Raw genomic sequence first — 13201 nt, forward strand, 5'->3', positions numbered from 1 at the left:
TGTTGTTTTTCTCGTCGATGGTGTCTCTTGGTCCGACGTGCCGCTGTGAGATCCGGCTTTGCCTGCGCAGGCATTTGCCCGGCTTGAATTCGGGCAACCGCGAATTATAGCATCCAGGATCATGCAGTCAACTTTTTCAGTCGCGGGCGCCCTCAACAGCCTCTCAAACGACCGTTGCGCGAACGGCCCAGGCGCGTGCGCTCAGTTCGATGGCGCCGTCGGCGCGCTGGGGCAGCGTCTGTCGCAGGCGCTCGCGCAGCATCGTGCGTTGCCCTTCATTGAGGGACATGACATAGGTCGGCGCCGACCCTTGCCCGCCCAGGAACGGCGACCAGTAGTCGTCAAAATCGCTGAAGGGCGTGGCGATGTCGATGGCGCGCAGCTCCACGTTGTCCATGCCCGCATCGACCAACAGTTGCTCCAGCGCCGCGGGCTGGCACAGCGGAAAGCGCGAACCCTCGTCGAGTTCGCGGGCGCCGGGATTCAACTCGACGGCTGCCTCCCAGAAATGGCGCATGAGCTGCATGCGGCCGGCGTAGTCCCATACGTAGGCGGCGACCGTGCCGCCGGGCTTCACGACCCGCGCCATCTCGGCGGCCGCCAGCGCGGGCTGCGGGACGAAGTTCAGCATCAGGCCACCGACGGCCACATCGAAGCTGTCTGAATCCAGCGCAAGCTTTTGCGCGTCGCCGCCTTCGAAGGACGCCCGTGGATCCGGGATGTTCTCCTGCGCATACTGGACGAAGCCCCGCGAAGGATCGACGGCCACGACCGAGGCAGGCTTCGCTTCCAGCAGGATGGTCTCGGTGAGCGCACCCGTGCCGCAGCCCACGTCCAGCCATTCCAGGTCCGGCGCCAATTCGAGCCACGCCAGGAACTGCGTCGCCACCTTCCGGCTCCAGCGACCCACATAAGGCTCGTAGAGCTCGCCCACGCCCCAGTTGTCCTTGAGTCCTGCCATTGCGCTGCTCCTTTGCGTGAAAGTGCGGCCCGCTCGTGCGGACGGGGGGAAACGGGTCAGTCGTACTTGATGGTGTAGATCAAGTCAGCACCATAGTGCTCGCCGGCCTGTCCGCGCAAGGTCAGGCTCTTCGTGAGGTCGTAGAAGATGTAAAGGGTTCCCATCGTGCTTGACAGGCTGCGCTCGTAGCTGACGTAGAAGTCCTTCGACAGCCGCTTGCCCAGCGTGATGGCGGACTGGTCGAGCTCGCTGTTGCTGCCCGGTCCCTTGAAGCCGATTTCATCGAGGCCGAAGCGGTTGGCGAGGTTGCTTGAACTCGAATCCGCGCCCAGTTTGCCCAGCAAAGCAAGCGCGGCCTGCTGCATCAACACCGCCTCGCCGCCGTTGGCCGCCTGCCCGCGGCCCAGCATGACCCAGGACAGCGTCTCGGCGTCCGACAAGGGAGGTTCCGAATACAGCTTGACGCGCGGCGCGTGGGCCGTGCCGCTGATCTGCACGCCCGCGCGTTGCGTGATGTTGGGGCGGATCGCCAGGATGTCGAGCGCCGGGTTGTCGTAGGGGCCGTTGAAGCGGGCGATGCCGGTTTCCACGTCGAGTTGCTGCCCATAGGCCCGGTACTGGCCGCGCACCGTCTTGACTTCGCCGGTGATGCTGGGCGGACTGCCAGGGCCGGTGCTGCGGATGTCGAGCAAGCCCTCCAGCCGCGTGGTGATGCCGCGGCCCTGCACCGCGAAATCGTTGCCCAGGTCGAATGAAATGAGGATGTCTGGCGGCCTGGAGGTTTCCGGTTGCGTGATGCGGTCGCTGGTGCGTTGGGCTTCGCGCTCGGCCGCCTCTTTGGCGGCGCGGTCCCGAACGGCGGAATGGACGACCACGTCGGTGCCCAGGCTCGGCGCCGTTTCGGCGGGAAGGATGATCACGGCCCGGTCGGTCTTGAGCTTGCCGCGCACGGTGATCTGCCCGCCCTCGAGCCGGGCCTGCAGGTCGCCGGAGAGCGTCACCTGCCGGTCGCTGCGCACCAGCACGCGCAGCTTGCGCACTTCGCCCTGCATCACCATGCGGATGCCGGCGCTGCTCTGCGTGTTTGCCGACAGGGCGCCCCAGCTTGCCGCGCCGCTCACCGTGAGCGTGCCCCCATCGCTGGCCGCTTCACTTTCCTTCGTGCTGATGTTTCCGCTCTGGCCGGCGATGCGCACGCTGCTGCCGGCGCCGCCTTTCAGCGTAAATTCCTGGACCGTGAGCGTGTCGCCCGCGAGGGCGGCGCGCAGCTTGCCGTCGCGCAGGTCAAGGCCTTCCACCGCGGCGCGAAGGGCGAGTTGGTCCGCGGCAAGCTGGCCGTTCCAGCGCGGGGCCGTGCGGCTGCCGGAAAGGGTGGCGTCGGCATCCAGCGTGCCGGCGATGCGCCAACCGGGGGGCGCCAGCATCGACCACACGCCGAGGTTGGGCAGCTTGGCCTGCACGCGTCCCGCCAGCGGCGCATCGGTGGGCCACTGCCAGCCGCCGGCACTTCGGGCAAAGCGCGTGGACGCGTCGGCCTGGACCTGGCCCGCGCGCTCGCTGTCCCACGCCAGCGCGGCGCGCACCGCGTCGTCTTGCGCGTCGACCACCAGCTCGGCCTTGCGCAAGCCGGCGGGCGTGCTCGGGGCGGTGCCGGAGGTCGTTGCATCCATCGTGATTTCGCTGGGCGAGCCGCTGCCGGTGCTGCGCAGGCGGGCGACCAGCGCCGCTTCGCCCGCCTGCACGCGGATGTCGCCGCTGGCGCGCGCCAGCCGTGCGTGTGCGCGCAGCTTGTCGCCGGCGTCGATGTCCCAGTCGCCATCGAAGAGCAGGTCGCCGGTGATGCCCATGTCGCTCAAGGTGCCCGAGCGGCCCAGGGCCTCCGACCACGCCATCGGCAGGCCCTGCATGCTGCCTTTGGATTGCAGCCGGAACCCGCGCTGGTTCGATGCGCCACCCAGGCTGAAGCGCACCGGTTCCCAGTCCAGGCGCACGGTGCCGGGCACCGGGCCGATGAGCGTGGCGGCCCCGCCCGAGCCTTCGAACTGCAGGTTGGCAGCGGCGCCTTTGGCGGTGCGGATGGTGCCGCTCAGCTCTTTCTTGAGTTCGAAGGTCCAGGGCGCGGCGCTTGTCCTGGCCACAGGGCGCATCTGCGTGCGGAAGGCAGCGAGGGCGACGCGCCATTGGTTGGCCCTTTCCAGCCCGCCGCTGCCACGCGTGTCGAGCGTGATCCGGCGCTCTTCCACCACCGCTTCGCCGACCAACGAGAACTGGGCATGCGCGATGCTGCCGGAGACTTCGGCGCGCACGCCCCGAAGCTGGACCGTGCTGCCCGTGGCGGTGGTGCCGTTCGCTGGCGCTCCCGCTGCCTTTGCCGTTGCCGTTGCCGCTGGTGCTGGTGCTGGTGCTGGTGCTGGTGCTGGTGCTGGTGCTGGTGCCGCCGTGGCAGTGCGCAGGTCCAGGCGCGGCACGGTCAGCGTGGCCTGCAGCGTCGGTTCGGCGCCGCGTGCGGGCGTATTGATCTCGGAAAAGCGGCGTTGCACGGCTTGCCATCCACCGTTCCAGCTGGCGTCCAGGTCGGCGCTGCCTTGCACGCTGGCGCCGCCGAAGCTCGCGGCCAAGCCGGGCAGGCGTTCAATCCATTGCTGCAATGCTGCTGCGTCGGCGATTTGCGTCTTGAGCGTGCCGCCTCCCTTGGCGGGCGCCACGCTGCCCTGCACCTGGACGCTGGCGCCCGGCACCGTGAGCTGCAGCTTGGCGCTCGCGGCTTGTTCGGCGATCCGGGCCGTCAAGTTTCCTTCGAGCAGCGCGCGCGCCGCTTCGACGCGCAGGGTGCGCAGCTCCAGCACCTGGTCTTTCCATTGCCCGCGGGCGGCGACGCGGTTCAGGCGCAAACCGGCCAGTGCGTCGCGCGCAGCCGTGGCGCCGGCGCCAGCGCCGCCCTCGGCCTGCAACTGCACGTCGAAGCTGATCGGTTCGCCATCCTGCGCCGCCGTGATGCGCCCGCTGACGGGGGCGCCCGCCAGCGCGGAGTGCAGCGCGCCGGGACGCACGCCTCGCACGTTGGCCTTCGCCTGCCACGGCGCGGGTGCGGGGCTCCAGCTGCCTTCGGCATCGATGGTTCCGCCGCCGACGCGGATGTCGCCCTGCAGCAGGGTCCACGTGCTGCCGTCGTATTCGACGCGGGCCTGCACGCCTTCGACCGGCAGCTTGTGCGCGTCCCACGGGCCTGGCGCGTCGTTTTCCAGATCGACGCTGGCTTGCCAGCCCAGGGTGCCGGCGGCGTTGATCTGCGGCCCGGCCTTGACCTCGCCGGACAGCAATGTCGTGGGCGCCTGCGGCCACAGCGAGGCGACATCCACGTTCTGCAGCGCGGCATCGGCCTCCAGCAGCGGTTGGGTGTTCCACGGGGCGACAGTGGCGTTCAGGCGCGCCTGCATCGGCGCGCCTTCGGCTGTCTCGGCGCGGGCGAGTTCGGCGCTGACCTTCAGCTTCGCGTCTGGGCCGGACAGCGTGCCGGTCGCCGTGGCCTTGGCGTTGACGTCGATGCTGCGGTCCTGCGCCAGCGGCGCGCGCACGCGGCCTTCGAGCTGGACTTCCAGGGCCATCGGCGCCAGCCCCTGCAGGCGAACCTTTGCGGCGTAGTGGCCGTCGGCAACGTCGACTCCGTCGATGTCGAGCAGGTGGTGCGAATCCTTGTAGCGGTAGTGCCCCTTCAGGCCGGTGGCGGCCAGCGCGGGCGGGCCCGCCCAACGCAGTTCGTCAACGCGGAAGGGCAGGTCGACCTCGATCGGCAACACGATCTGATCGAGCGGTTCCGTCGGCTTGTCGCTCTTGGGACCGCGCGGCTCGATCAGGATCTGCGCAGCATGCACTTCGCCCAGTTGCAACTGGCGCTTCCACAGTGGCGGCAGATGCCAGCCGATGGTCGCGTCGTGCACTTCGACGGCCAGCGTTGGTCCTTGCCAGCGCAGCGAGCCGATGTGCCCGCCCGCCAGCAGCGAACCGGTGACGTCGCTCGACGTCAGCGTCTGGCCCGCGGGCAAGTAGCGCGCCGCCTGCGTCAACGCGAAGGCCAGCGACTGGTTGGAACTCAGCCACCACCACGCTCCCCCGAGCAGCAGCGCAAGGAGCACGACGAGGGATGCCAGCGTCCACATCAACCCACGCCACGCACGGGCGGCGTGCGACCGGCGCGGCGCCTGGGCGGTGGCCGCGGTGGCTTCGTTGGGTGCTGGCGTGGGCGTGTCCATTGCGCTTGCGCCTCAGAAGGTAAAGCCCAGCCGCAGATGCAGCCGGAAGCTCTTCACGTCCACCCCATAGGCGATGTCGGCTTGCACCGGCCCAACCGGGCTTTTCCATCGCACGCCGACGCCCGTGCCGATCTGCAGCCGCAGCGCACTGGGCTTGTCCGCGACGCCGCCGCTGTCGACGAAGACCACGCTCTCGAAATCAGTGAGCTTGCCGTCATACACCACGGGACGTTGCCACTCGATGCTGGCCACGCCCAGGTAGCGCCCGGCGACGATCTGGTTTTGCGGCGTGACCACGCCGATCTGCCGGTAGGCGTAGCCGCGCACAGTGGTGTCGCCGCCGGTCAGGAAGAGTTGAGGCTGCGGAATCTGTGCTTGGTCCTTCGCCGTGACGGCGCCCAGTTCGGCACGCAAGGCGAAGCGGCTGCGTCGGGCGGCGCTCTCGGCCGAATCGGCAGAGCCGAGCGGGACGATGCCGAGCCAGCGGCCGTAGGCGCGCAGGTAGGGCAGGCGCTCGCCGAGCAGGGTGTAGCCGGCGCCCAGTTCCAGCGCGAGGCCGTTGCCCTTGGTCGGCATCACGGTGTTGTCGAAATAGCGGCCCGTCCAGCCCCAGTTCAGGCTCAATGCGGCGGCAGAGGGCGGCGGGTCGATGCCCTTGCTCACCGAATAGTCGTACTGCAGGAACACGCTGCGGTCGATGTGGTCGCCCGCCTGCGCGCGGCCGGTGCGGGCCTGCGCGCTGTCCACCGTGTAGCTGCCCGCGTTGTTGTCGCGCTGTATCTTGGCGGAATTGAACAGGCGCCAGCCCGAGTCGTCGGGCAGGTCGCTCCATTCGGTGCTCAGCAGGTGGGTGTTCTTGTCATACGAGAACTTTGACACCGCGCGCCAGCCCAGCAGCGGCATCTTGTTGTCGATGTGGTCGACGCTGACGCGCGGCCCGCTGTCCGAGGTGTAGCCCAGGCCGAGCACCACTTTTTGATACGGCGATTCGCGCACCGTCGCGAGCACGGGGGCGTTCTGAGGGTCGATGCCGTTGGAGGTGTCGAGCGTCAGGAAAACCGAGTCGTAGTAGCCGCTGCTGGCCAGGCGTTGCTGCGCATCGAGCAGCTTTTGCTGGTCGTAGTCGGTGCCGGTCGGCACGCGGGCGATGCGCCGCGTGGCGTCGGCGTCGTAACGCTCGTTGCCACGCACCACCAGCGGACCAAAGCGGTAGGCCGGACCGGACTCGTAGCCCACGCTCAGCTTCGCGATGTTGGCATCCGCGTCGATATCCGCCTTGCTGCCGGTGACGCTCGCCGTGGGAAAGCGTTTGGCCGCGAGCGAGCGCAGCCCCACGGACTTGGCGTTGTCCCAGCCCTCCTGCGTGAAGATCTGGCCCGGGGGCAGCTTCCAGTCGGCGCGGATCGCGTCGCGGTGAGCCCTGGATGCCTCGTCCGTTTCAATGGGGCCGGTGAAGTCGATGATGGCCGAGTTGACGCGCGTGGGCTCGCCCGGCTCGACGGTGATCACTACTTCGCGGGCGGCCTGCTTGCCCTCCGGCGTTTCGTGCAATTCGAGCGTGATGGTCGGCCCGAAATAGCCCAGCGTGTTGAGCAACTCGCGGGCGTTGGCCTCGGCCGCGACCATGAGCCGGGACAACTCGCCCGCGCCCAGGTCGTCGAGCTTGCGATAGCGCTGCATCTCCAGATGGGTCTTGAGGTAGTCGCTGATCTTCTTGTCCGGCGTGTTGACCTCGAGCGTGAAGGCGTCGCGTGCGTCGGTGCGTTCGGGGCCGGCCACCGGGGCGGCAGTGGTCGTGCTGGCTTCGGCCGGATCTTTTTTCGGCAGCAGGCTGCACCCCTGCAAGAGGAGCGCGCAAGAAAAAAACAAAGCCGGCCAACACGCCGGCATTCGCAGTGGGACCCCCTTGAGCATCGGCCCATTCTGACATCGCATCGCGACGATCAGAACGGGCGGGGTCCTAAATACGTCTACTTGGTGAGCAGGCGCATCGCTTCTTCGAGCCCGCGGATGGTCAGCGGGTACATGCGATGCGACATCAGTTGCTGCACGATGGCAATGCTCTGGCGGTACTGCCACACGCCCTGCGGCTCGGGGTTGATCCACGCGAACTTCGGAAAGGCCTGCGTGAGGCGCTGCAGCCATTCGGCGCCGGCTTCCTCGTTGTTGTATTCGACGCTGCCGCCCGGCTGCAGGATTTCATAAGGGCTCATGGTCGCGTCGCCGACGAAGATGAGCTTGTAGTCCTTGTTGTACTTGCGAAGGATGTCCACCGTCGCGAACTTCTCCGAGAAGCGGCGGCGGTTGTTCTTCCACATGAAGTCGTACACGCAGTTGTGGAAGTAGTAGAACTCCAGGTGCTTGAACTCGGTCTTGACGGCCGAGAAGAGTTCTTCCACGCGCTGGATGTGCTCGTCCATCGTGCCGCCCACGTCCATGAGCAGCAGCACCTTGACGTTGTTGTGGCGCTCGGGCCGCATCTTGATGTCGAGGTAGCCCGCGTTGGCGGCGGTCTTGCTGATGGTTTCGTCCAGGTCCAGCTCGTCTTCGTGGCCTTCGCGCGCGAACTTGCGCAGGCGGCGCAGCGCGATCTTGATGTTGCGCGCGCCGAGTTCCTGCGTGTCGTCGTAGTCCTTGTAGGCGCGCTGGTCCCACACCTTGACGGCGCTCTTGTTCTTGCCGGCACCGCCGATGCGGATGCCTTGCGGGTTGTAGCCGCCGTGGCCGAAGGGCGAGGTGCCGCCCGTGCCGATCCACTTGCTGCCGCCTTCGTGGCGTTCCTTCTGTTCTTCGAAGCGCTTCTTGAGCGTTTCCATGAGCTCGTCCCAGCCCATCTTCTCGATCTTGGCTTTTTCCTCGGCCGTGAACTCGCGCTCCAGCGTCTTGCGCAGCCAGTCGAGCGGCACTTCCTTGGTGAAGTCGGCCAGCATCTCGACGCCCTTGAAGTAGGCGGCAAAGGCGCGGTCGAACTTGTCATAGTGCTTCTCGTCCTTCACCAGCGCGGTGCGGCTCAGGTAGTAGAAGTCGTCGAGGCTGAAGGCGTCTTCGGAATTGGGGCCGACCACGTCGGCTTGCAGCGCTTCGAGCAGCGTCAGGTATTCCTTGACGGACACCGGCAGCTTGGCCGAACGCAGCGTGTAGAAGAAATCGATGAGCATGTCCGATTCACTCCTTGCGCGGGCTCGCGTCGCGCGGTTTGTCGAGCAAATAAAGCAATTGCGCCTTCACTTCGGGCCATTCGCCCGAACGCAGGCTGTACATCACGGTATCGCGAATCGTGCCGTCGCGCCGCATGGCATGGCCGCGGATCACGCCGTCCTTGCGTGCGCCCAGCCGCTCGATGGCGTTCTGCGATGCATGGTTGAAATTGTCGGTGCGCCAGCCCACCACGTTGCAGCCAAGGGTATCGAAGGCGTGCGACAGCATGAGCAGCTTGCAGGTGGTGTTGACGTGCGTGCGCTGGCAGCGCCTGGCGTACCAGGTGTAGCCAATCTCCACGCGCTTCACCGCAGGCAGGATGTCGTGAAAGCTGGTCGACCCGAGCACGGTGCCCGTGGCCTCTTCGACCACCACGAAGGGAAAGCGATGGCCGGCTTCGCGTCCTTCCAATGCCGTCTGGATGTAGCCGCGCGTTTCCTGCGGCTCGGGCACGGAGGTCACGCGGATCTTCCACAGTTCGCCGTCAGCGGCGGCGGCGCGCAGGCCCTCTTCGTGGTCCAGCGTCATGGGCACCAGCTTCAGGCCGCGAGCGGCCAGGGTCACGGGTTCGACAAAAGCCATTTCTTGTGCGTCTTCAAACTCTTGGATCGCCATAGCGGCGGATGTACCACTTGCGCGCCAGTTGCACGCCGGCCCCGCCGCCCAGGCCAATCAGCAGGATGCCGACCATCGAAGCGGCCGAATAACCGCCCGGTCCGAAGGCATCGCAGCCAATGAGCAGGCCGAAGTAGCGGCCCAGCACGGCGCCGACAAAGAACCCGCCGGCCTGCGAAAGGCCGAGGATCAGCAACTGGCCGAACGGTTGACCGGCTTCGCCCTTCATCGCCTGCGCCTTCTCAGCGGTTGTGGCGTTGCATGAAGACGAGCTTTTCGAAGAGCGTGACGTCCTGTTCGTTCTTCAAGAGCGCGCCGACCAATGGCGGCACCGCGACCTTGTCGTCCTTGCTTTGCAGCGCTTCGAGCGGGATGTCTTCGGCCACCAGGAGTTTGAGCCAGTCGAGCAGTTCAGACGTCGAAGGTTTCTTCTTCAGGCCGGGCAGGTTGCGCACGTCGTAGAAGGTCTTCATTGCCGAGGCCAGCAGTTCCGCCTTGAGATTGGGGAAGTGCACGCCCACGATGCTCTTCATCGTCTCCGCATCGGGGAACTTGATGTAGTGGAAGAAGCAGCGGCGCAGGAAGGCGTCCGGCAGTTCCTTCTCGTTGTTGGAGGTGATGAACACGACCGGACGATGCTTGGCGCGGATGAGTTCGCGCGTCTCGTAGCAGTAGAACTCCATGCGGTCGATTTCGCGCAGCAGGTCGTTCGGAAACTCGATGTCGGCCTTGTCGATTTCGTCGATGAGCAAGGCCACCGGCTCGTCCGAGGTAAAGGCCTGCCACAGCACGCCCTTGACGATGTAGTTGTGGATGTCCTTCACGCGTTCGTCGCCGAGTTGCGAATCGCGCAGGCGGCTCACCGCGTCGTATTCATACAGGCCCTGCTGCGCCTTGGTGGTCGACTTGATGTGCCATTGCAGCAGCGGCAGGCCGAGCGCGGTGGACACTTCCTCGGCCAGCATCGTCTTGCCGGTGCCGGGCTCGCCCTTGACGAGCAGCGGACGCTTGAGCGTGATGGACGCGTTGACGGCGAGCATCAGGTCTTGTGTGGCGACGTAATTGTCGGAGCCCTTGAATTTCATGGAAGGCGTTGGCAATGGAGTGTTGATGGAACGACACATTCGATGGGTGTCGCGTGGCATGACAGCTCGGGCCACCCGGGGAGTCTAAAAGCCCCCCATATAATCGAACGTTGCTGTTTGAGAAAACCTGGATCTCCACGAGATTGTGCGCGCAAAATGAACAAGTTGTTGACCACGATGTTTGCCCTTGCTGTCGCTTGCGTGACGGTGTCGGCCCAAGCCCAGAAGATCACGGGCAATGCTGAAAACGGCTCCAAGAAGGTCGCCATGTGCGTGGGTTGCCACGGCATCATCGGCTATCAGGCCAGCTTCCCCGAGATTCACAAGGTGCCGATGATCGCGGGCCAAAGCGCCACCTACATCGTGGCTGCGCTCACCCAGTACAAGGGCGGTGACCGTCGTCACCCCACCATGCGCGCCATCGCCGACACGCTCACCGAGCAGGACATGGCCGACCTGGCCGCCTACTACAGCACGCTCGGCCTGAAGGAAGGCGACGCGCCCCCGGCCACCGCCAAGGCCCCGAGCGACGCCGTGCAGGCCATCATCACGCGTGACAAGGACAACGCCTGCACCAAGTGCCACGGCGCCAACTTCAATACGCCCAACGACGGCTCGGTGCCCAAGCTGGCCGGCCAGCACGCCGACTACCTCACGGTGGTGTTGAAGGCCTACCAGGTCGATGGCAAGCACGGCATCGTCGGCCGCTCCAACGCGGTCATGAGCGGTCAGGCCAAGAAGCTCAGCCACACCGAAATCAAGGCGCTGGCCTCTTACATCAGTTCCTTGCCCGGCGAACTGAAGACGGTGCCGGAGTCGCGCATCCACCGCGCCGACTGAGCACTGCGCTCCCCGCAAGAAGACCCGCCCCGAGCGATCGAGGCGGGTTTTTTCATGGGCTGATGGCAGGCGCCTGCGACCGGGCGTCACGGCGCAGTTTGGCAAACACGGCAGGCTCCCACTCGCGCGTGGCCAGCAGCACACCCGTTCCGCGCTTCTGACTCAGCGGCGCGCCCGCCGATTCCTGATGCAGCGCCGCGAGCCGGACGCGCAGACGTCGCAGTTCCACCTGGAACTCGGCCTGCGCCGGTCCCGTCAACATGCCGTGCGCAAAGTCCAGGCTTTCTCCGGGGCGTTCGAACCGGCAGTCCAGGAAGCTGCCCAATCCCTGGGTGAGAAAGAAATGGCGGATCGGCCCATCGGGCAGCCAGTCGAAATCCCGTGCCACGCGAAGCCGGATTCGATCGCCGGGCAGCAGGTCGATCACGCCCATGCGGTCGAGCACCAGCACGCGCTTGAGGCACTCCGCCTTGGTCATGCGGTAGGCCACCACGATCTCCATCACCGTCCAGTGGTTGAACACGCACACGGCCACGAGCAGCAGGTGGATGTCCGACACCAGTTGCTGCTCCTGCTCCAGCGTCATGGTGCTCAGGCGCGGCAGGGAGGCGCCGGCTTCCTGCAGCAGCTCGGCCATCGTGAAACCCAGCAGTTCGCTGATTTGCGCCAGCCGCTCCACCGTGAGGCGCTCGCTCGCAAAGAGCCGCTTGACGCTCGGCTCGGAGAGGTCGAGCGCGCGGGCGACATCGCGGTAGGTGAGTCCCTGGCTCTTGAGTTGGCGCTTGATGGTGGAGAGGAGTTGAACGACTTCAGACATGGGCGGTGGTATTGAATAGCGATCCTTTTCGTCGCAGTCTAGACGACTGTTTCAGGCTCAGGTCGCGCATTTCGCTACCTGCTGGCAATCTTCGGGCCTTCTTCACAACCCGAATCCGCGAACCATGAGCACCTTCAGACAGACCCTTTGCCGATGGACCGGCGTCCTGTGGGCCACCGCCTTGCTGGTACCGCTCGGCGCACAGGCCGCGAACGCGGCCAGCGCCACCACAGCCACCATCGCCTCGCTGGCCTCCGACCTGCAGGTGGGCGACGTGGTGTTCATCCGCATCGGCGCGAAGCCCTTTCGCGAGGTGGCCGACGCCACGGATTCATGGACCAACCACGTGGGCGTGGTCGTCGACACGCAGGGAGCCGAGCCCCTGATCGGCGAAAGCGCGGTGCCGTGGTCGGGCACGACAACCCTGTCGAAGTTCGTCGCGCGCTCCGAGGGCGGTCGCGTCGCGGTCATGCGCCTGCACACGGCCTTGACGCCGGCCATGCAGCAAAAGGTCGCCGAGGCCGCTGGCAGGCGATCCGGCATCCACTACGACACCGGCTTCAACCTGCATTCGCGCGGACAGTTCTGCTCGCGGTACGTGCGTGAGGTGCTGATGGAAGCCACGGGAAAGACCGTGGGCGAGGTCGAGACCTTCGCCCATCTTCTTTCGCGCAAGCCGGATGCGAACCTGGGCTTCTGGAAGCTCTGGTACTTCGGCCGCATTCCATGGGACCGCGAGACCGTCACGCCCGCCAGCCTGCTCAACAGCCCCGAACTGCGCCCGGTGTTCGACGGCGTGGCGACGGCCTCGCCCTGAAGTTCAAACGTCGAAGAACGCCGTTTCCTTTGCACCCTGCATGTGGATATCAAAGCGGTAAGTCACCTGTCCGCCTTCTTCGCTGCGCTGGGCAATCAGCGTGTCGCGCCGCTCGGCAGGCACCGAGTTCAGCACCGCATCTTCGGCATTCGCCCGCACCTCGTCGCTGAAGTAGATGCGCGTGAACGCATGCAGCAGCAGCCCGCGCATCGTCACGATGGCGTTGATGAACGGTGCCTCGCCGGGCGAGTTGGCGCCGGGCTTGACCGTGTGGAACACGAAGCGGTTCTGCGCATCGGTTCCCGTGCCCACGCGGCCGAAGCCCCGGAAGCCGCGCGCCCTGGCGTCCTCCACCGACTCCGGATAGCGGCCTTCACCGTCCGGCTGGCAGATTTCGACCATCGCGTCGTTGATGGCCTTGCCGTCGCCATCGATCACGCGGCCTTCCAGCCGGATGCGCTGGCCGCGGGCGCCGTCGAGCGCGACCTGCGCGTCGAAGGGCTGGTTGAAGTCGTAGCCGTATTGCGTGGCCGTCAGGCCGTAGGCGAAGTAGGGGCCGACCGTCTGCGAAGGGGTCTGGCCGAAATTGGATTCGAGTGCGCTCATCATGATGGGTGT

The 13201-nt window shown here is 66.3% G+C and carries 11 protein-coding genes; 2 read left to right on the forward strand and 9 right to left on the reverse strand.

The genetic code is table 11. From position 1 onward, the window contains the following. Positions 1 to 163 precede the first annotated feature (163 nt). The 7 genes from QTI66_RS22720 to QTI66_RS22750 are packed head-to-tail and all read right to left on the reverse strand — an operon-like array spanning position 164 to position 10109. Entirely contained in the window at positions 164 to 961 is a 798-nt protein-coding gene (locus QTI66_RS22720; protein ID WP_286562189.1) for a class I SAM-dependent methyltransferase, read from the reverse strand. Positions 962 to 1017: 56 nt separating this feature from the next. Continuing rightward, positions 1018 to 5211: a translocation/assembly module TamB domain-containing protein gene (locus QTI66_RS22725; protein WP_286562190.1), complete on the reverse strand. Its 4194-nt coding sequence runs from the start codon at positions 5209 to 5211 to the stop codon at positions 1018 to 1020. Positions 5212 to 5223: 12 nt separating this feature from the next. Next, positions 5224 to 7125 (reverse strand): autotransporter assembly complex protein TamA, encoded by a 1902-nt coding sequence (locus tag QTI66_RS22730; protein ID WP_286562191.1) that lies wholly within the window; start codon positions 7123 to 7125, stop codon positions 5224 to 5226. 56 nt (positions 7126 to 7181) lie between these two features. Further along, positions 7182 to 8369, reverse strand: a complete 1188-nt coding sequence (locus QTI66_RS22735) for a vWA domain-containing protein (RefSeq protein ID WP_286562192.1) — start codon at positions 8367 to 8369, stop codon at positions 7182 to 7184. Positions 8370 to 8376: 7 nt separating this feature from the next. Further along, positions 8377 to 8991, reverse strand: a complete 615-nt coding sequence (locus QTI66_RS22740; RefSeq protein WP_286562193.1) for a GNAT family N-acetyltransferase — start codon at positions 8989 to 8991, stop codon at positions 8377 to 8379. 13 nt (positions 8992 to 9004) lie between these two features. Further along, on the reverse strand, positions 9005 to 9253 hold the full coding sequence (locus QTI66_RS22745) for a hypothetical protein (RefSeq protein WP_286562194.1): 249 nt from the start codon (positions 9251 to 9253) through the stop codon (positions 9005 to 9007). 13 nt (positions 9254 to 9266) lie between these two features. Next, positions 9267 to 10109: an AAA family ATPase gene (locus tag QTI66_RS22750; RefSeq protein ID WP_286562195.1), complete on the reverse strand. Its 843-nt coding sequence runs from the start codon at positions 10107 to 10109 to the stop codon at positions 9267 to 9269. A gap of 156 nt (positions 10110 to 10265) precedes the next feature. Here QTI66_RS22750 and QTI66_RS22755 point away from each other — a divergent pair, with 156 nt between their 5' ends. Then, a complete protein-coding gene (locus tag QTI66_RS22755) occupies positions 10266 to 10949 on the forward strand; it encodes a c-type cytochrome (RefSeq protein WP_286562196.1) in 684 nt (227 codons plus the stop codon). A 52-nt stretch (positions 10950 to 11001) separates the two neighbouring features. Here QTI66_RS22755 and QTI66_RS22760 read toward each other — a convergent pair whose 3' ends face one another. Continuing rightward, positions 11002 to 11766: a helix-turn-helix domain-containing protein gene (locus tag QTI66_RS22760; protein ID WP_286562197.1), complete on the reverse strand. Its 765-nt coding sequence runs from the start codon at positions 11764 to 11766 to the stop codon at positions 11002 to 11004. A gap of 124 nt (positions 11767 to 11890) precedes the next feature. On the opposite strand from QTI66_RS22760, the gene QTI66_RS22765 reads away from it, so the two are divergent. Further along, a complete protein-coding gene (locus tag QTI66_RS22765; protein ID WP_286562199.1) occupies positions 11891 to 12583 on the forward strand; it encodes a YebB family permuted papain-like enzyme in 693 nt (230 codons plus the stop codon). A gap of 3 nt (positions 12584 to 12586) precedes the next feature. On the opposite strand, the gene pcaG is transcribed toward QTI66_RS22765, so the two are convergent. After that, on the reverse strand, positions 12587 to 13189 hold the full coding sequence (gene pcaG, locus QTI66_RS22770) for a protocatechuate 3,4-dioxygenase subunit alpha (protein WP_286562485.1): 603 nt from the start codon (positions 13187 to 13189) through the stop codon (positions 12587 to 12589). Positions 13190 to 13201: the final 12 nt, after the last annotated feature.

Source organism: Variovorax brevis, from assembly GCF_030317105.1.
GTDB lineage: Bacteria > Pseudomonadota > Gammaproteobacteria > Burkholderiales > Burkholderiaceae_C > Variovorax > Variovorax brevis.